Annotated in this window: 19 protein-coding genes; all 19 read left to right on the top strand. The window is 59.3% G+C overall.

Annotation, left to right across the window (positions count from 1 at the left end; genetic code table 11):
* The first annotated feature begins 2 nt into the window (after nt 1–2).
* Nucleotides 3–1,310 carry a chemotaxis protein MotC gene (motC, locus tag FHT77_RS03845; RefSeq protein ID WP_183752654.1) on the top strand — a complete coding sequence of 436 codons (1,308 nt, stop codon included), beginning with the start codon at nt 3–5 and terminating at the stop codon, nt 1,308–1,310.
* 1 nt (nt 1,311) lies between these two features.
* A complete protein-coding gene (locus tag FHT77_RS03840; RefSeq protein ID WP_183752652.1) occupies nt 1,312–2,709 on the top strand; it encodes a flagellar hook-length control protein FliK in 1,398 nt (465 codons plus the stop codon).
* Nucleotides 2,651–3,214, top strand: coding sequence for a transglycosylase SLT domain-containing protein (locus FHT77_RS03835; RefSeq protein WP_114711449.1), 564 nt, complete (start codon nt 2,651–2,653; stop codon nt 3,212–3,214). Before FHT77_RS03840 ends, FHT77_RS03835 begins: the two co-directional genes overlap by 59 nt.
* A 283-nt stretch (nt 3,215–3,497) precedes the next feature.
* Nucleotides 3,498–4,169, top strand: coding sequence for a transcriptional activator Rem (gene rem, locus FHT77_RS03830; RefSeq protein ID WP_016552777.1), 672 nt, complete (start codon nt 3,498–3,500; stop codon nt 4,167–4,169).
* A gap of 129 nt (nt 4,170–4,298) precedes the next feature.
* On the top strand, nt 4,299–5,600 hold the full coding sequence (locus FHT77_RS03825) for a flagellar hook protein FlgE (protein ID WP_183752650.1): 1,302 nt from the start codon (nt 4,299–4,301) through the stop codon (nt 5,598–5,600).
* Between the two features lie 18 nt (nt 5,601–5,618).
* Nucleotides 5,619–7,085 (top strand): flagellar hook-associated protein FlgK, encoded by a 1,467-nt coding sequence (flgK, locus tag FHT77_RS03820; RefSeq protein WP_183752648.1) that lies wholly within the window; start codon nt 5,619–5,621, stop codon nt 7,083–7,085.
* A 3-nt stretch (nt 7,086–7,088) separates the two neighbouring features.
* Nucleotides 7,089–8,210 (top strand): flagellar hook-associated family protein, encoded by a 1,122-nt coding sequence (locus FHT77_RS03815; protein WP_016552780.1) that lies wholly within the window; start codon nt 7,089–7,091, stop codon nt 8,208–8,210.
* A 36-nt stretch (nt 8,211–8,246) separates the two neighbouring features.
* Nucleotides 8,247–8,594 (top strand): flagellar biosynthesis regulator FlaF, encoded by a 348-nt coding sequence (flaF, locus tag FHT77_RS03810; RefSeq protein ID WP_007530128.1) that lies wholly within the window; start codon nt 8,247–8,249, stop codon nt 8,592–8,594.
* On the top strand, nt 8,591–9,040 hold the full coding sequence (flbT, locus tag FHT77_RS03805; protein ID WP_016552781.1) for a flagellar biosynthesis repressor FlbT: 450 nt from the start codon (nt 8,591–8,593) through the stop codon (nt 9,038–9,040). Before flaF ends, flbT begins: the two co-directional genes overlap by 4 nt.
* Nucleotides 9,031–9,471: a flagellar hook assembly protein FlgD gene (gene flgD / locus FHT77_RS03800; RefSeq protein ID WP_183752646.1), complete on the top strand. Its 441-nt coding sequence runs from the start codon at nt 9,031–9,033 to the stop codon at nt 9,469–9,471. The genes flbT and flgD overlap by 10 nt, the downstream gene beginning before the upstream one ends.
* A 64-nt stretch (nt 9,472–9,535) precedes the next feature.
* A complete protein-coding gene (fliQ, locus tag FHT77_RS03795; RefSeq protein ID WP_016552783.1) occupies nt 9,536–9,802 on the top strand; it encodes a flagellar biosynthesis protein FliQ in 267 nt (88 codons plus the stop codon).
* 88 nt (nt 9,803–9,890) lie between these two features.
* Nucleotides 9,891–11,978, top strand: a complete 2,088-nt coding sequence (gene flhA, locus FHT77_RS03790) for a flagellar biosynthesis protein FlhA (RefSeq protein ID WP_183752644.1) — start codon at nt 9,891–9,893, stop codon at nt 11,976–11,978.
* Nucleotides 11,975–12,727 (top strand): flagellar biosynthetic protein FliR, encoded by a 753-nt coding sequence (gene fliR, locus FHT77_RS03785; RefSeq protein ID WP_183752642.1) that lies wholly within the window; start codon nt 11,975–11,977, stop codon nt 12,725–12,727. The genes flhA and fliR overlap by 4 nt, the downstream gene beginning before the upstream one ends.
* Before the next feature lie 4 nt (nt 12,728–12,731).
* On the top strand, nt 12,732–13,145 hold the full coding sequence (locus FHT77_RS03780; protein WP_183752640.1) for a hypothetical protein: 414 nt from the start codon (nt 12,732–12,734) through the stop codon (nt 13,143–13,145).
* Nucleotides 13,146–13,177: 32 nt separating this feature from the next.
* Entirely contained in the window at nt 13,178–13,744 is a 567-nt protein-coding gene (locus tag FHT77_RS03775) for a rod-binding protein (RefSeq protein WP_016552788.1), read from the top strand.
* 17 nt (nt 13,745–13,761) lie between these two features.
* Complete coding sequence (locus tag FHT77_RS03770; protein WP_183752638.1) at nt 13,762–14,127, top strand: hypothetical protein; 366 nt, start codon at nt 13,762–13,764, stop codon at nt 14,125–14,127.
* Nucleotides 14,127–14,660 carry a hypothetical protein gene (locus FHT77_RS03765; RefSeq protein WP_183752636.1) on the top strand — a complete coding sequence of 178 codons (534 nt, stop codon included), beginning with the start codon at nt 14,127–14,129 and terminating at the stop codon, nt 14,658–14,660. The genes FHT77_RS03770 and FHT77_RS03765 overlap by 1 nt, the downstream gene beginning before the upstream one ends.
* Before the next feature lie 273 nt (nt 14,661–14,933).
* Nucleotides 14,934–15,725, top strand: a complete 792-nt coding sequence (locus FHT77_RS03760; RefSeq protein WP_183752634.1) for a WecB/TagA/CpsF family glycosyltransferase — start codon at nt 14,934–14,936, stop codon at nt 15,723–15,725.
* A gap of 120 nt (nt 15,726–15,845) precedes the next feature.
* The gene (locus tag FHT77_RS03755; RefSeq protein WP_183752632.1) at nt 15,846–17,549 is read left to right on the top strand and encodes a succinoglycan biosynthesis protein; all 1,704 of its coding nucleotides are present in this window, start codon (nt 15,846–15,848) and stop codon (nt 17,547–17,549) included.
* Nucleotides 17,550–17,647: the final 98 nt, after the last annotated feature.

Here is a 17,647-nt window from a genome sequence, read left to right as displayed (position 1 = left end):
TCATGATCCGTCACCACCAACGTCTTCTGCTTATGCTTCTCGGCCTCGCGGTGGGGCCTGCTGCGGTCGCGCATGCGGAAGATCAGGAGGACATCGCGCCTTACAAGATGCTGCGGTCGTTGCAGTTCGTGCAAGATTCCGTCGTGCTCGGCGATCACTCGGCTGCCGAGATGCAGCGCTTCATGCTTGGCACGATTGATCAGCGCCTGCGTACGATCGACCAGTCGGTGTTTGACGATGATCGCAACGTCGATGCGGCACTCATCTATGCGATGAGTGGCGGCAATCCGGAGACCCTCGAATACCTGGTCGCCCGGGATGTAAACGGTCACTTCGACAACCGCATCAGCGATGTGCTGCGGAAGTATCTCAGCGGCAAGGGATTGCTCGTCGCCAAGAGCCTTGTCGAGACCGCGAACGAATACAAAGACAAGAAGATCGGTCCCTATCTTGCGCTGGTCGGCGGCAATGTAACCATCGCCAAGAGTCCGATGGAAGCGTTGAAGCTGTACGACCAAGCGCGCCTTACCGCACCGGGCACGATCGTCGAGGAGGCGGCGCTGCGCCGCTCCGTGTCGATCTGTGTCGAAGCCGGCATGGTGGACAAGGGCCTCGATTATTCGCAACGCTATGTGCGCCGCTTCCTGCATTCACCCTATGCCAGCCAGTTCGCGGACTTGTTTGTAAGGCTGCTCGTCAATCATGACCACGAGGTCAAGGCGGACGACGTCATCAGCATCCTCTCCTTCATGGATGAGGCGAGGCAGCGTGAGGTTTATCTTCGCATTGCCCGCGCGGCTGCGATCGCCGGCAAGGGCGATCTCGCGCGGATGGCCGCGGCCCGCGCACAGACGCTCGCCGGCGATTCTGACAATGCCTTTGGGGCGCTGGCGGATTTTTATGGCGGCATGGCGTCGATCCCGACGGACAAGATCGATGCGGCCACCAAGAACATCTCATCCATCCCGGACCAGGAGTTGTCGCCACGCGACCAGGCACTGCGGGCCGCGGCAAAATCTATTGCGGAACAAGTGCTTCGCGCGCCCGATCCGGCAAGCCTGACGCAAGCGACGACCCCTAAATCTTACAGCCAAGAAATTACTTCTGAACAGGCAGCGGCCTCACCGGAGGCGGAGCAGGGGGATATACCAAATCCAGCTCCAGGTCCTGTTGTCGGAGACGCGGGTCTAACGCCGCCATCCAATGTTGGGGGACAGCAGGACGCCGACCCGTCATTCAGCGCATTCGTGACGTCAAGCCGATCGCAACTGGATGAAATCGACGGCCTCTTGAACAAAGAAAGTAATTGAGATGATGGACATCAGCGTTTCGGGGGGAGCGTCTGGAGCAGGGGCCGCCTCGGCGGCCGGCGCTGGCCGTCAGACGGGCAGCGCCGGTGATGCGGACGCAGGAGGGTTCTCCGACGTCCTGAACAAGGCAAGCGGCGGCAAGCATGACGCGGCAGGGCAAGCGACGGCAGACGGCAGCGGGTCCAGCGCGCCGCGTCATACGAGCACGAAGGCATTGATGGACCTTGGAGGCGCTTCGCTAGCAGCCCGCACCGAGATGAAAGAGAAGGCGTCCGGCTCCGTGGACAAAGACACGAAGAAGACCGAGCGCGGCGCCACCAAGGCCGCGGGCAAGCACGATGAGGCCGTCCCGGAGGATGCTGCCGATGTGCTGGAGGATGCCGTCGCGTCCCGTCCGGCCAAAGGCGCCAAGGAGACAAAGACTGACGCCACTGAGGTCACGAACACTGGCGACAACGACAATGCCATCTCCGATGTTCTCAGCCTATTGAAGCAGCTACCGACGGACGGAACGGCGGCAGCAGCGTTTGCGGCCATGGCGGCTGCGAACCAAAAGGCTGACGGCAAGGTAGCGGCCGATCCCAAAGACAAGCAAGTGGCCGGCATCAAGCAAAAGGACGAGACGTCCATTCACAACGATGCTGTCAGCGTCGATGCGACGGGTGACGTTCAACTGCCGGGCACGGACGTTGCTGGCGTTACCGACGCGACGACATTCAGGCTGAGCCGCGCCGATGGCCGCGGCCAGTCGATGGACATGCATCTTGGCTTGGACAAGGATGCCCCAGCCGAGTCCGGCGGCAAGGCCAGCATCGAGAGCGTATCCGTCCTCGACACGCGCCGCTATATCGGTCTGGCGCAGAACACCAATTCTGCCGCGGTGACGGCCGCGATATCCGGTGATCCGGAGTGGGCGCAGGCCATGCAGGCGAGCTCATCCCTGTCGAACGCCGCTGAGTGGTCGAGCACCGGCAAGGTGGTGAATACGCTCAAGATCCAGATGAATCCGATCGATCTCGGCCTGGTCACGGCCACGATGCGGCTTCAGGGCGACGCGCTCAACGTCGACCTGAAGGTCGAGACCGGAGCGGCCTATCGACAGCTCAAGGAAGACCACGGCAAGATCATCGAGGCTCTGCGCAGCCAAGGCTACGCGATCGACAACGTCACCATCAGCATGGCGCCCGTCGACCGCTCCGACACCGGCAATCAGGCGAACACACAAGCGCAGCAGCAGGGCCAGGCCTTTGCTCAGCAGGGCCAGGGCGAGGCCAGAGAGCGCCAAAATCAATCAGGACAGCGAACTGGCGGAGGCTTCAATGGCTCGGGCGAAAGCAGTGTTGAAGGCACTTCTCCTGGCACCGCTGGCAGCGGCCGCAGTGGCGACGTCTATCTCTAGCGCATGGGCGTCGAACAGCGCCTGTGAGCAGGAGATTCAATCCGCCGCGTTGAAGTATGGCATCCCCGAAGGGATACTCTATTCCGTTGGTTTGACCGAGACCGGTCGCAAGGGATCGCTCTACCCTTACGCGCTGAACATCGAAGGGAAGGCCTTCTTTCCTCCCTCCGAGCAGGACGCTCTGAGGCAGGTTGACGTTGCGCGCAGGTCCGGTGCGAAGCTGATTGACATCGGCTGCATGCAGATCAACCAGTACTACCATGGTGAGAATTTTCGGTCGGCAGAGGAGATGTTCGACCCCCGCCGCAATGTGGAATACGCGGCACGGTTCCTTCGCAACCTCCATGACCGGCACGAAACATGGACAATGGCGGTCGCCCGTTATCACGCCGGACCCAACAACGACCCCGCCCAAAAGCAATATGTCTGCCGGGTCATCGCCAATCTGGTCGCCACTGGCTACGGGAAATGGACTCCCAATGCGAGCAACTTCTGCCAGAACTGACTCAATCAAAGCGAGCAGAAAACAGAACAAAGCAGAAATGTGTCATATTGTGGCGAGAATCTGTCTCAATGTGGCAAGGCAAGTCACATTTTAGACCTTGTTAACTTTTCCACGAAATTGTTGTGTGCATAATTTCGGTCTGCTACTACATCTAGATCAAATCGCGCCTCAATTCTTAATCAACTATTAATTCCCGTCGATTAGTTCCTACAGCTTGTCCCAGAATCGCGCGATTCGTACCCATAGAGCATCGAGGTACCACAAGTGATTCGGAGGCGGACGAATGATCGTAGTGGTTGATGAGCGTGAGCTCGTGAAAGATGGCTACACTTCACTTTTTGGGCGGGAAGGCATTCCCTCCACAGGGTTTGATCCAAATGAATTCGGCGAATGGGTTCAGACGGCGGCGGATTCTGATATCGCGGCTGTCGAGGCGTTCCTGATCGGCCAGGGGCAGCAGACTTTCGAGCTGCCGCGCGCGATTCGCGATCGGACGATGGCGCCGGTTATCGCGGTCAGCGACCAGCCATCCTTGGAAAACACGCTTGCACTTTTTGATTGTGGCGTCGACGACGTCGTGCGCAAGCCGGTGCATCCCCGGGAGATCCTGGCCCGAGCCGCCGCCATTCGGCGTCGACTGAAAGCGATTTCCAGCCACACGGACATCGGCGCGATCCGCGTGTTCTCGGATGGCCGCGATCCGGAAATTCACGGCGAAGTCTTTGCGCTTCCCCGTCGCGAGCGCCGCATCCTCGAATATTTGATCGCAAATCGCGGTCGTCGCGTCACCAAGACTCAGATCTTCAACGCGATCTACGGAATTTTCGACGACGAAGTCGAAGAGAACGTCGTCGAAAGTCATATTTCCAAGCTGCGCAAGAAGCTCCGGAAGAAGCTCGGCTTCGATCCGGTCGATTCGAAGCGCTTTCTTGGCTACTGCATTGATTGGAACTGATTTTTTTAGAACGGGCCGTGTTGCCTGAGCATTGTCGCTGCATTCTCCCGACGATCGTTCAGCTCCAGACAGCTTCACGCAAGGCCCACCAAATACTTTCAAGCCTACTAAGGGAATCGAGGTTTTCAGATGAGCATTTTTGGCAGCATGAAGACGGCCGTGTCCGGCATGAACGCCCAGGCAAACCGCCTCAGCACCGTCGCCGACAACATCGCGAACGCAAACACGACGGGCTACAAGGCCGTTTCGACCGCCTTCTCGTCGCTGGTTCTACCCTCGACCTCGGGTAACTACAATTCGGGTGGCGTCCAGACATCCGTTCGCCAGTCCGTGTCGGAGCAGGGCGATATCTCCTACACGACCTCTAGCTACGATCTCGCGATCTCTGGTGACGGTTTCTTCATCGCTCAGAGCCCGGACGGCGTTCCGGTCCTGACTCGCGCCGGCGATTTCACCAAGGATCCCGAAGGTAACCTGGTCAATTCCGCCGGCTTCAAGCTGATGGGCTACTCCTACAATTCGGGCGCTCCCTCGGTCGTCGTCAACGGCTTCTCGGGCCTTGTACCGATCAACGTCAACCAGTCCGGTCTGACGGCGATCGCCTCGACGACGGGTACGTTCTCCGGAAACCTCAATTCGAACGCGAACGTTGCGACCGGCAACCTGCCGAGCTCGAACACAGCGCCAATCACCGCTGACACGAAGCAGATGTCGATGGTCGGTTACGACAAGCTCGGCAACACCGTGCAGTACGATTTCTACTTCACCAAGACCGCGGCCGGGACGCCAGCTTCCCCAGGTCCGCCGCCGGTTGCAGCAACGTCCGGCACCTGGCAGGTCGCAGTCTACCGGCACGACGACGCGGCCACGGGCGGCACGTCATCGTTCCCCTATTCGTCGGCCGCGGTTGGTACGACGACGTTGACCTTCGACGCAAACGGCAAGATGGCTTCCGCCGGCGCGATGACGCTCACCGACCCGGTAACGGGTGGCTCCATCGCGATGGACGTGAGCGGCTTCACGCAGCTTGCTTCGGAATTCGCGGGCAGCGGTACGCCGAACGGCCAGGCTGCAAGCCCCGTCAAGGACGTGACGATCGACAAGGACGGCACGGTATATGCCAAGTACGCGGACGGCACGTCTAAGCCGCTCTACCGCGTTCCGCTGGCGACTGTCGCCAGCCCGGACAACATGACGCTGATGAGCGGCAACGTTTATAGCGCCAACGGCCAGTCGGGCGTGACGGTTACCGGCTTCCCGCAGACGAACGGCTTCGGCTCGATCCAAGCGGGTGCGCTGGAGAGCTCGAACGTCGACCTCGCCGGCGAACTGACCGAAATGATCGAATCGCAGCGCAGCTACACCGCCAATTCCAAGGTGTTCCAGACGGGGTCCGACATCATGGACGTCCTCGTCAACCTCAAGAGATAAGTAGGGTACGGATAAGCCATGTCGCTCACTTCCGCACTGAATACGGCGCAGAACATATTCAACAATACCGGCACTCAAAGCAGTGTCGTATCGAACAATATCTCGAACTCCAGCAACAGCGACTACGTGCGCCGGCAGGCGATGATCACCACCTCGCTGGGTGGCGCGCAGGTTGTGAAGATCAGCCGCGCGCAGGAAGACGCGCTGATGCGTCAGTGGCTGAAGGCGAGTGCGCAGGACAGTGGCCAGCAGACGTTGCTGGGCGGGCTGACCGACCTGAAATCGATCATGGGCGGCAACGATTACGAAACGTCGCCAGCCAACTACTTGGCGACGTTCCGCGAGAAGCTGCAGGCTTTCCGCACGTCGCCGAGCAGCACGATTGCCGCGCAGAGCGCAGTTACAGCAGCCCAAGACGTTGCCAATTCGCTGAACGACGCAACGAAATCCGTCCAGGCCGTTCGTCAGGGCGCCGACAAGGAAATCGCGACGCAGGTCTCGACTCTCAACACGCTGCTTGCGCAGTTCAAGACGGCGAACGACGCCGTCAAGAGCGCCACTGCGACCGGCGGCAATCCAGCCGATGCCCTGGACGAGCGGGACAAGCTGCTCAAGCAGATCTCTTCGATCGTCGGCGTTAACGCGGTCGACCGCGACAACGGCGATATGGCGCTCTACACGACCGACGGCACCGTCGTCTTCGATACGATCCCGCGCACAGTCACGTTTGTCGCCCAGAACACCTATACCGCTCAAACGAAGGGCAACGGCGTCTACATCGACGGCGTGCTGCTCGGCAGCGGCAAGGGCTCGACGAGCACGGCGCAGGGAAGCCTGCAAGCGCTGCTGCAGGTGCGTGATGATATCGCTCCGACCTTCCAGTCGCAGCTCGATGAGATCGCGAAGTCGCTGGTCACCATGTTCTCGGAAACCGGCGGCACCCCCACTACCACGCAGCCCGGCCTGTTTGTCTGGAAGACCGCGGTTGGAGCGCCGGGCGGTACCCCGACTGCGCCTGGCGTGATCGACGGCATTGCCGGCACGATCACCGTGAACGCCGCCGTCATCACCAACCAGGGCGGCGACCCGATGAAGTTGCGTGACGGCTCGATCTCGGGCCTCACCAATCTGAACACAACGGGCAGCAGCGGCTTCTCGGACAATCTCGACGCGCTCTACACGGAGATGGGCACCGCGCAGACCTTCTCGGCCACCGCCGGGCTGTCGTCCAACGTCAACATCATGGACTACGCCTCGAACTCGATCGGCTGGCTTGAGCAGTACCGAAGCGACGCGACGACGGCCTCCGAGAACACCTCCGCGGCGCTCTCGCGTTCGACGGAAGCATACTCCAACGAGACTGGCGTTAACCTCGACGAAGAGCTGACGCTGCTTCTCGATATCGAGCAGTCCTACAAGGCGGCTACGAAGATCCTCAACGCTGTCGACGAAATGATGAAGTCATTGCTGGATATAGCGAGTTAAGCCATGAAAAGTTCATTTATTTCTAGCTCAGCCATTCAGAACGCAATGCGATTGACGATCCGCCAGTCGCAGAAGCAATTGGTTAGCGCTTCTCTCGAAGCAACGACCGGCGTTTACGCCGACATTGGTGCCTCGCTTGGTTCGGGCGCGGCGAAAAGCGTGAATTTCACGGCCGAAGTCAGCCGTATCAAGGCTCTCAAGGGCAGCAATTCCGTCGTCTCAGCGCGGTTGGAAGCATCGCAGCTCGGCCTCGACAGCATGAAGAAGGCCGGCGATGCGCTGGTCTCCAAGCTGACCGCGCTTCAGGGTAGCCAGGACAAGACCAGCATCACGGTGGCAATGCAATCTGCCGGTGACGCGCTGTCGCAGCTGATGGATACCGGCAATTCGATGCTCAACGGCGAGTATCTGTTCTCGGGTATCAACACCGATGTCCAGCCGCTCACCAATCAGCAGACCGCCGCGACGACCGCTATTCAGACCAACCTGGAAGCTTATGCAAGCGGCCTCGGCAAACCGGTCAGCTCTCTGACGGGCGCCGAAATGGGCACCTTCATCACCAACTTCGTCGAGCCGATGTTCTCGCAGGACACCTTCAACGGCACCTCGACGCCGATCGCGTTCCCGCCGCCCGGTGCACCGACGCCCGTGGCGCCAGCGGCCTACGTGACGCCGCCTGCCTGGAGCGATTGGTCGGCTGCCTCGAACCAGAACATGACGAGCCGTATCAGCAACTCGGAAGTCGTGACGTCGTCCACCAACTCCAACTCGGACGGTATGCGCTACTTCGCGCTGGCCTCGATCACAGTATCGGCGTTGGCAAGCCAGAATGTAAGCGCTGACGCACTAAGCACGGTCACGTCGAAGGCGATTGGCTATGCGGCACAGGCAACGACTGGCATCGTGACGCAGGCGAGCCAGCTCGGCCTTTCGCAGGAGCGCGTCGAGAAGGCTAACGATGCCCTCGATGCCCAGTCCAGCATCATCCAGAACAAGCTCGTCGATCTCCAGGGCGTGGATACCTCGGAAGCATCGACGCTGGTCAACACGCTCCAGACGCAGCTGGAGACCGCCTACACCATTGTCTCGAAAATCCAGCAGTTGAGTCTCGTGAACTACCTTTGATGATCAAGGGTATGAAAGACAAAGAAGGATGCATGAATGTATCAGTTCTCTTACTCCGAGATCATGGAGGACTCGGTGGCCGATGCGAAGGAGCGGGAGCGTCAAGTTCTCGACCGGTCCATCGAGCTGCTGTCGATTGCGCGGGACAAAGAGAAATACAGCCGGGAAGCCATTGATGCATTGTTCTACACCCGGCGTGTTTGGGTGAGCTTTATCGAGGATCTCAAGCATCCGGACAACCAGCTTGAAATCCAGCTGCGGGCGAACCTCATCTCCATCGCGATCTGGATCTTGAAAGAGTGCGATCGGATCAGGCGCCGGCAGTCGACAAACTACCAAGGCATTATCGACGTTACCACCATCATCAGGGATGGACTAAAATGAAAAGCACACTTCGTATCTCGCTAAAAGCCGGGGAAAAGATCTTCATTAACGGTGCGGTTTTGCGCGTCGATCGCAAGGTCGCGTTGGAATTCCTGAACGATGTAACGTTCCTTCTTGAAAACCACGTTCTCCAGCCGGAAGACGCGACGACGCCTCTGCGTCAGCTCTACTTCATCGCGCAGATGATCCTCATCAATCCGGAAGGCAAGGATCAGTCGACGGCGATGTTCCGCAAGTCGATCACGATGTTGCTGACCTGCTTCAAGAACGAGGAAGTCCTCGCCGAACTGAAGCGCATTGACGGTCTGGTTTCCACCGGACGCGCCTTTGACGCGTTGAAGGCGATCCGCGGCCTCTATTCGATCGAAGACAGCATTCTCAACAACCAGGAAATGCACCCGACGATGGTCGAGCAGATTCGCAAGGAGATCGCGCCATGGCGGTAGACGGCGTATCAAACGTCAACAATTCTTCGTCGTCGAGCAACTCGAGCGCACAGCAAAAGGCAACGCTCAACTACGACAACTTCCTGCAGCTTCTCATCGCGCAGATGAAAAACCAGGATCCGACCGATCCGGTGGATGCGAGCGAGCAGATGTCGCAGCTGGCAAGCTTTTCGCAGGTCGAGCAGACGATCCAGACGAACAGCAAGCTGGACACGTTGCTGGCAAGCTCGAGCCTGACCCAGGCAGGCAGCTACATCGGCAAATACATGACCAGCGCGGACGGCAGCGTGAAGGGCACGGTCGCCTCGGTAAAGGTTTATTCCGACGGCATCATTGCGACGACGACCGATGGCGGTAATATCCTCGTTCAGGCGGGAATCACCCTGTCCGACAAGGCGCCGACGACGACAGATACTTCGTCGTCGAGCTAGGTGAAATGACAGAGCGGTTCGGCCCAGTCGGACGAACCGCAAGGCGATATGAGGTTGCCTGAAAATGAATGAAGCTGATGCACTTGACCTCTTCCAGGCAGCGATCTGGACCGTTCTCGTTTCCGCCGGCCCGGCGGTCGCCGCGGCCATGGTGGTCGGTCTGATCATCGCGCTTTTCCAAGCGCTGACGCAGGTTCAGGAAGCAACGCTCACCTTCGTTCCGAAGATCGTGGCCGTCCTCGTGACCATCGGCATCTCTGCGCCGTTTGTCGGATCGCAGATTTCGATTTTCACCAATCTGGTGTTTTCGCGCATCCAGTCTGGCTTCTGAGCCACCTTCGCGCAAGCTTCGCCATTTAGTTCTCGTTCCGAATTGGTGGGCATCATGCCCGCACCTCTCATGAAGAGACGGAATCGAAATGGCGCAACCTCCCGCACTTCCCCTTCCGAAAGCCGGACTTAGCGTACGTGATATCGGTTTTGCCATGGGCATCATCGTTATCATCTGCGTGCTTTTCCTGCCGATCCCGCCATTCCTGATCGACATGGGCCTGGCGTTCTCGATCGCCTTTTCGGTGCTGATCCTGATGGTGGCGCTGTGGATCCAGAAGCCACTCGATTTCTCGTCGTTCCCGACCATCCTTCTGATCGCGACCATGACGCGCTTGGCGCTCAACATCGCGACGACCCGTGTCATCCTTTCACACGGCAACGAGGGCCATGATGCCGCCGGCGGCGTCATCGCAGGGTTTGCAAGCCTCGTCATGTCCGGCGACTTCGTGATCGGTCTGATCGTCTTTCTGATCCTGATCACCATCAACTTCATCGTCATCACCAAGGGTGCAACGCGTATCGCCGAAGTCGGCGCGCGCTTCACCCTCGATGCGATCCCCGGCAAGCAGATGTCGATCGACGCCGATCTTTCTGCCGGCATCATCGACGAGAAGGAAGCCCAGCGCCGGCGTAAGGAACTCGAAGAGGAAAGCTCCTTCTTCGGTGCGATGGACGGTGCGTCCAAGTTCGTTCGCGGTGACGCGATTGCCGGTCTTCTGATTACCTGCATCAACATTTTCGGTGGCATCATCATCGGCTATTTCCGTCACGGGATGCCGATTGGCGAGGCCGCCGACGTTTTCGTCAAGCTCTCGGTCGGCGACGGCCTCGTCTCGCAGATGCCGGCGCTCATCGTTTCGCTCGCGGCCGGCCTTCTCGTTTCGCGCGGCGGCACGGTCGGTTCCACCGAGCAGGCGGTCGTCAATCAGCTCAGCAACTATCCGCGCGCGCTTTCGGTGTCCGCCGTGCTGATGGCAATCCTCGGCCTCATGCCGGGTCTGCCATTCGTCCCCTTCATGTTCCTTGCCGGTCTTCTGGCCTTCGGTGCCTGGTTCATTCCTCGCCAGGTCGAGGCCGAGAACAAGGCTCGACGCGAGCAGGAAGAGAAGAAGGTCGTCCAGAACAAGGAACTCGAAAAAGACTCCGTCAAGTCGGTGCTGCGCACCTCGGAGATCGAGCTCGCGCTCGGCAAGATGGTATCGACCCGTCTGCTCGGCGCCCATCAGGAGCTTGCCTTCCGTGTCGGAAAGATGCGCAAGAAGTTCGCGACGCAGTACGGCTTTGTCGTTCCCGAAATCAAGGTGACCGACGACATCGCCATCGCCGAGAAGTCCTATCAGATCCGAATCCACGGCACGACGGTCGCGTCGAACATGCTGCGCGTTGGCGAAGTTCTTGTTGTCACCGGCTCTGGCCGCAAGCCGAGCATTCCCGGCGACGAGATTCGAGAGCCGGCCTTCGGCATGCCCGCCGTTTCCATCCTTGAGGCTTTTTCCGAAGACTTGAAGCGCGAAGGTTTCCAGCCGATCGACAATGTTTCCGTTGTGCTGACGCATATGAGCGAAGTCATCCGCAACAATCTGCCGGCGCTTCTCTCCTACAAGGACGTGAAGGTGCTGATCGACAGGCTCGATCCGGAATACAAGAAGCTGGCCGACGAGATCTGCTCGTCGCATATGTCCTATTCCGGCCTGCAAGCCGTCTTGAAGCTGCTCCTTGCCGAGCGCGTATCAATTCGCAACCTGCATCTGATCCTGGAAGCCGTCGCCGAACTGGCGCCCCATGTCCGCAAGACCGAGCAGATTGTCGAACACGTTCGCGTTCGGATGGCGCAGCAGCTGTGTGGCGATCTTGCCGACAATGGCGTACTGCGGGTGTTGCGACTCGGCAGCAAGTGGGATCTTGCCTTCCATCAGGCTCTGAAGCGCGACAACAAGGGCGAGATCATCGAATTCGACATCGACCCGCGCATGCTCGAGGAGTTCAGCGAGCAGGCAACGAAAGTTATCCGTGAATTCATGGATCGCGGCCTGCCGTTCGCCCTTGTCACTTCGCCGGAAACCCGCTCCTATGTGCGCATGATCATCGAACGCTTGTTCGCAACGCTCCCGGTCCTCTCGCATGTAGAGCTCGCCAAGGGCATCGAGATAAAGATTCTGGGCTCTATTTCATGATAACTGACCCGCAAGGGACCGTGCTGGCGTTGTTCCTGATCTTCTGCAGGATCGGCGGCTGCGTCCTGGCGATGCCCGGCTTTTCCTCGGCGCGAGTGCCGCCGCAATTGCGGGTCTTCATCGGTGCTGCCCTGTCGCTGGCGATCCTTCCGGTCCTGTGGGATACGGTCTATCCGATCGTTCATACATCGAACGCCACCTATATCGGTTACATCTTCAGCGAATCGTTGATCGGTGTGATGTACGGCATGCTCGCTCGGGTCTACACACTCGGCCTGCAGTTCGCGGCCAGTGTCATCGCCATGATGGTGGGATACACGCAGCCGAGCGCCGGCGACATCTTCGAAGATACTCCCGAGACCAGCCTTTCAGGCTTCATCACCTTCGCCGGCATGATGATCCTGTTCATGATGGACTTTCATCACATCGTGTTCCGGGCGTTGGTGGATTCCTACACGTCGATGCCCTTCGGAGGCATCCTGCAGATGCGCAGCACGCTGATCTCGTTCACCGACACGCTGTCGTCGACCTTCATGATCATGCTGCGGCTCTCGAGCCCCTTCCTGATCTACGGCCTGATGTTCAATATCGCCATCGGCTTCATCAACAAGCTCGCGCCGCAGATTCCGGTGTACTTCATATCGACCCCGTACCTGCTTCTCGGCGGCCTGTTCCTTTTCTATTTCTCCGTGGCGGCACTGGTCAGCCAGTTCGGCCAGTCCTTCGCTAGCGTCTTTGTCGGCAGGTAGCGGCATGGCGGACAAGACACGCTCCCAGAAATTGAAGCGCCTCGTGGCCGTTCAACGTCATTTGGAGCAGATGGCCGAATTCGATCTTGCCGAAACCAGCCGCCAGCGCGCGGAGGTTAACGACCAGATGGACAGCGTCATCCTGGCGCTTGGTTCTATGGATCCGGTCCACCACGCCTTCTCGCAGGGCTACGCGGATCGGTTCAACCGGCTCGGGATCAAAGACAAACAGCTGACCGGCATGCAGCAGATTCACGAGATGCGCGTTGTTCAGGAGCGCGCCAAGGGCGACAGGCTGGAAGACGGCATGCGCGAGGCCTTGGAGTCGGAACGCCGCGAAGCCGATGACAACGCGGTCTATGATCTCATCGATCAAAAGTTCGGTACGCCAGCCTCCAGCAAGCTTCAAAAACCATAATCGTCACAATCTTAAAGCAAGAGGATTGTGACTTGGCTATTTCACCTCCGAGTGATCTGGTCCTGGATGTTGTCAAGGCTGCCGACCCACTCGAGGTCCAGGCGGCGCAGGACAAACTGAAGGCAAACCAGGCCGCTTTTGCCGCCAACAGTCTCGCCGAAGCCGGCAAAGGCTTCACGTCGGCCGTCGATATTCTCGACCGCGCCGTCGGCAAGACCGGTTTGAGCGACGGCAAGAATCGCACCACCAAGACGGAAGAGGTGCCGGAAACCTATCGCAAATTCGAGGCGATGGTGCTGCAGAACTTCATCAAGAACATGCTGCCGAGCGACAGTGAAGAAGTGTACGGCAAGGGTGCCACCGGTGATATCTGGAAGGGCATGATGGCCGAACAGCTCGGCAACGAGATTTCAAAGGGCGACGGCATCGGCATTGCCAAGCAGCTCTATCAGGACGCGCTGAAGAAGCAGGAAGGCAAGGTCGCCAACGCTTCGACCGATCAGGACGATCGCAACATGGCGATGAGTATGATCGACGAGTTCCAGCGCAAGACCTTCGGTACAACAACTGCGGACAACAAGTCCGCCAATGACGCCTGAGAGAATCGAGGACAAAAATGGAAATAATCTCGAACGAATACCGTATCAAATCGGTTCTTGGACGCCTGGAAATGATCATCGACAATGAGAACACGCGGATCGGCAACGATCCGCAGTTCGATCTCAAGGTGTCGAACGCGCACAAGAGCCGCTGCCTCTATGAACTCTCGATGCTCTTCCGCGACACCGACCCGAAGGAACTTGCGGAGACGCATCTTGACCAGCTTCACGGGCTGAAGAAGAAGCTGGTACTGAACGCACGGCGCGTCGAAGCTCATCTTGAGGCGGTCCGCACGGTTGCCGATCTCCTCAAGAATGCGGTTCAGGATGCGGATGCCGACGGCACCTATTCCCAAGAGCAATTCGTGGCACGTGACGCTTGATGATTAAGCTCGTTCTGACAGGCGTCTGGGTTTGCGCGATCACGCTGGCATCGGTCTATTTCTCGGTGCACATGGCCACGGCCCCTGCGCCGGCTCCTGATGATTCCAAGCAAAGCCAGCTCGAGCTTGTAAAGGGCGAGACGATCACCGTGCCGATCATTGCCGATGGTGCCGTCACCGGTTACTTCCTCGGCAAGGTGTCTTTCATGATGAACAAGGACGCGGTGAAGAACGTGTCCTTGCCTCTGACCGAAATGACCACCGACGAACTCTTCACACTGCTCGTCGGCAACAAGATGGTCGACATCTCGAACATGAAATCCTTCGATCCGAATGCCTTCCGGGAGATGATCAAGAAGGACATCAACCAGCATCTCGGCGGGGACTATATCGACCAGGTCATGCTGGAGCAGCTCGACTATCTCTCCAAGGAAGACGTCAAGGCAAACGCTTCCGGTCAACAGAAGAAGACGGTCAAGCCTGTCAACGTCGTAGCTCCGGCGCCAGTGTCGGATCCGGCTGCAACCGAATAGACCTTGCCGTTGCCGGCATGTCTGCGTGTGGGTCTCGATGGTTAATGATTCCTTCGTTCGCAACCGGCAATTCAAGCGATTTTCCTAAGGGATAGTTGAAATCGCGCTGCTACAAGTCCCGTCGATGGGCTGATTGTGCACCTGCATTCCGGTTCCCGGAATTCTTACATACGCTCCCAGGCGAACGCGCTCGGTCGATGCTCAATCGCCCGCGCGATTGATTATCTGTTCCGGGATGCATGCGGCATGAAGCACTACCGTCAGGAGACCGGCATGAACTTGATCGCGAATTTCGCGGTTCTGTCGTCCCGTCGTGCGATTTTCGATCTGCCGGTTTGCGATCTCGGCTGGGATGACGCGCTGGTGTTCATCAACGAACTGCTGTCGATACCGGTCGGACAGACGACGATCTCGTTCGTCAACGCGCGCAATATGCTGATGACGCTGCGCGACAGTGAATATCGTGCCGTTCTTGCGCAAAGTCTGCTGCTCCCCGATGGCCCGGGACTCGATATCGCATCGAAGGCGGCGCACGGATCACCGTTCCCAGCCAGCCTGAAGGCCGCCGATTTCGTGCCGGCGCTGCTGACGTTCATGGAAATACCACGGCGCATCGGCCTGGTCGGCAGCACCTCAGAGGCCGTCAGAAAGACAGCCGCGACATTCCGTCAGCACGCTCCGTGGCATGAATTCATCGCCATTTCCGACAGATTCGACGGGACCGAAGGGGGATCGGCGATCGTCAAGGAGATCGACCAGCAGCGACCCGACATACTCATCGTCGGGGCGACGACGCCGTCTCAGGAGAAATGGGTTCATAGGAATATCCGGGCTGATCACGCCCGGCTCGTTCTTGTTGCCGGTGACTTGTTCGCCGCCGTCGCCGGTGCTCCCCGTCGTCCGCTGACGATTGTGCGGAGGCTGGGCTTCGGACGCTCCTATCTCCGGACGCAGAAACCGGCTCGCTTGGGCCTTCAGCATGGCCTCGGCTTTGCAGCGTTTCTCTACTATGTGCTCCAGTACCGCCGATCACGCCGCAAACGGATCCTGAGTCGATCGAGGTAAGATGCTAGCGGCATCGCATCAGGCGCCGCCAGTTAACCATTTCTTTGCCATGAACATTTAGGCTTGGTTAACCATCCGCAATCGCGGGCGTCCGACCGTTCTTACGCATGAGATCCGGCGATGTACGACAGTAATCAGAGAAGCCAAGCCTTCGATCGGTCGGCCCCCCGGCGCGATCGTGCCGCGGCCCCATCCAATGCGGCGGCTGCGTTGCCGGCGGCCGAGGCACAACTGCTCGGCGTGATCGAGCGCGCGCTTGAGCAGCAGAGAGCGAGGCAGGCTGCCACGGCTGATGCGCCGGCGCTCGTCAACCGCATCGAGACGATCTTGGGCAAGAGGCTCGAAGCCGCAAACGATGCAGAATTTGCAGTGGTTGAGCCACAGCCAGTGGTGGCGGAGCCAGAGGTGGTGCGTCCGGCCGCAAATCTCAATCAGGTGCCACTTGCCGTCGGTGCGCGGCGTTTGCAGCCCCTTTTCATGATTGGTCTCATGTGTGCATTGGGCGCCGCGAGCGGTACTCTGATCCCGGTGGAACCGGCGCGCTATAGCGCCGAAGGCAGGCTTAGCATCCAAGGCACCGGCCAAGGTCGCGGTGAAATGGCAAAAGCGGCCGAAAGGACGCTTTTGTCTTCTCACACGGTCGCAGCAACCGTCGCGGCATTGAAGCTCGATCGCGATGCCGAGTTTTCCGGGGCGTCCTCCGATGCGCTTGCGGTGGCTTTCGACCTGATCGCGGCCGATGGCGCCGCCACCGATCCTGTTTCACGCGCCGAGGCATCACTCGCCTCCGCAATTCAAACGGCGACCGATACACATGCGGGCACGGTCGATTTCAAGGTGACGACCGGGAGTGTGGCGAAATCCACGCGGATCGCCGGCTACCTTGCCTCAATCCTAACAGGCGCAGGCGCCACCACCGCAGTGGCCGAAGGCGGATCGCTGAAGAAGGCGGCTGACGCCGCACAGCTCGAACTTTCCTCCTTCACGCAGAAGAGCGGCGAAGGAAACGTCAAGGTTGCCACTGATCTGCGGCAGCAGATCGGAAGCGTTGATGCGGAGGTGAAGGCGGCCGAGCAACGCATCGTCACCGCTCAGGACAGGGTGCGCCGGCTGAAAACGGCGAAAGTCGGCGATGTGTTGGCCGGCACACTGGATGCGGATCTCATGTCGCCGACACTCGTCGAGCGCCGCGACAAGGATGTGGCCGCGCAACTCGCCCTTTCGCAACTGTCCGTCAGTCTCGGCCCCCGTCATCCTCAGCTTCAGGCGCAGCAGGCGGAGGTCGACAGCGTGAGGGCAGCAGTCGGCGACGAACTGGCGCGCCTGGTGCGCGACGCGAATGATGAGATCAAGTCAGCCACTACAGACAAACGGCAGCTGACTGACCGTCGCAATGCGCTCATCGCGCAGAGCAAGGATACGGGTGTCGACCTGGCCAAACTCATCGAACTCCGCGACAAGGCGAGCGCGGCGCGCTCGCGTCTTGACGATGCGATTACCACAGGATCCGTGCCTGGCGCTGGCGGCGTGCAACTGCTGAAACCCGTGCAGGTCGCGGCGGTGCCGGCCGATCAAGGCTGGCTTCCACCGCTGCTCGGCGCTCTTGCTGGGCTTGCTTTCGGCCTCGCGACTCTCTCAATAAAGGCGCGTACGATCTTGGCTGTTCCGATAAGGAAAGAGCCATCAATGCGGACAATTACGCGAGAGCCGGCAATTGTCACTCCATCATTGGCTCCGGTCGAGACTTCACAGGACATGGCCTCCATCCGCGCGGACCTCGCCGCTATGCGGCAGAGGCTGCATACCCGGTCGGCGACGTCCTGACCTTGCTGCGACACGATTGTTCTTGCATTTGCCATTTTAGGCAGGATAGGGCGTGGACAGGCAAATCGCGCTGAGCGCCACCGGCTACAATGAGCGAA

It is taken from the genome of Rhizobium sp. BK181, from assembly GCF_014193305.1.
Classification (GTDB): Bacteria; Pseudomonadota; Alphaproteobacteria; order Rhizobiales; family Rhizobiaceae; genus Rhizobium.
Note: the sequence above shows the minus strand (reverse complement) of the source record. Positions and strands in the feature narration are given on the sequence as shown.

Bases quoted from the DNA above. Each gene is read 5' to 3' on its own strand.
- FHT77_RS03755 (WP_183752632.1), top strand. From the start codon at position 15,846: ATGTACGACAGTAATCAGAGAAGCCAAGCCTTCGATCGGTCGGCCCCC.
- flbT (WP_016552781.1), top strand. From the start codon at position 8,591: ATGAAAAGCACACTTCGTATCTCGCTAAAAGCCGGGGAAAAGATCTTC.
- fliQ (WP_016552783.1), top strand. From the start codon at position 9,536: ATGAATGAAGCTGATGCACTTGACCTCTTCCAGGCAGCGATCTGGACC.
- FHT77_RS03840 (WP_183752652.1), top strand. From the start codon at position 1,312: ATGATGGACATCAGCGTTTCGGGGGGAGCGTCTGGAGCAGGGGCCGCC.
- FHT77_RS03765 (WP_183752636.1), top strand. From the start codon at position 14,127: ATGATTAAGCTCGTTCTGACAGGCGTCTGGGTTTGCGCGATCACGCTG.
- FHT77_RS03815 (WP_016552780.1), top strand. From the start codon at position 7,089: ATGAAAAGTTCATTTATTTCTAGCTCAGCCATTCAGAACGCAATGCGA.
- flaF (WP_007530128.1), top strand. From the start codon at position 8,247: ATGTATCAGTTCTCTTACTCCGAGATCATGGAGGACTCGGTGGCCGAT.
- flgD (WP_183752646.1), top strand. From the start codon at position 9,031: ATGGCGGTAGACGGCGTATCAAACGTCAACAATTCTTCGTCGTCGAGC.
- flhA (WP_183752644.1), top strand. From the start codon at position 9,891: ATGGCGCAACCTCCCGCACTTCCCCTTCCGAAAGCCGGACTTAGCGTA.
- rem (WP_016552777.1), top strand. From the start codon at position 3,498: ATGATCGTAGTGGTTGATGAGCGTGAGCTCGTGAAAGATGGCTACACT.
- FHT77_RS03825 (WP_183752650.1), top strand. From the start codon at position 4,299: ATGAGCATTTTTGGCAGCATGAAGACGGCCGTGTCCGGCATGAACGCC.
- fliR (WP_183752642.1), top strand. From the start codon at position 11,975: ATGATAACTGACCCGCAAGGGACCGTGCTGGCGTTGTTCCTGATCTTC.
- motC (WP_183752654.1), top strand. From the start codon at position 3: ATGATCCGTCACCACCAACGTCTTCTGCTTATGCTTCTCGGCCTCGCG.
- FHT77_RS03760 (WP_183752634.1), top strand. From the start codon at position 14,934: ATGAACTTGATCGCGAATTTCGCGGTTCTGTCGTCCCGTCGTGCGATT.
- FHT77_RS03780 (WP_183752640.1), top strand. From the start codon at position 12,732: ATGGCGGACAAGACACGCTCCCAGAAATTGAAGCGCCTCGTGGCCGTT.
- flgK (WP_183752648.1), top strand. From the start codon at position 5,619: ATGTCGCTCACTTCCGCACTGAATACGGCGCAGAACATATTCAACAAT.
- FHT77_RS03770 (WP_183752638.1), top strand. From the start codon at position 13,762: ATGGAAATAATCTCGAACGAATACCGTATCAAATCGGTTCTTGGACGC.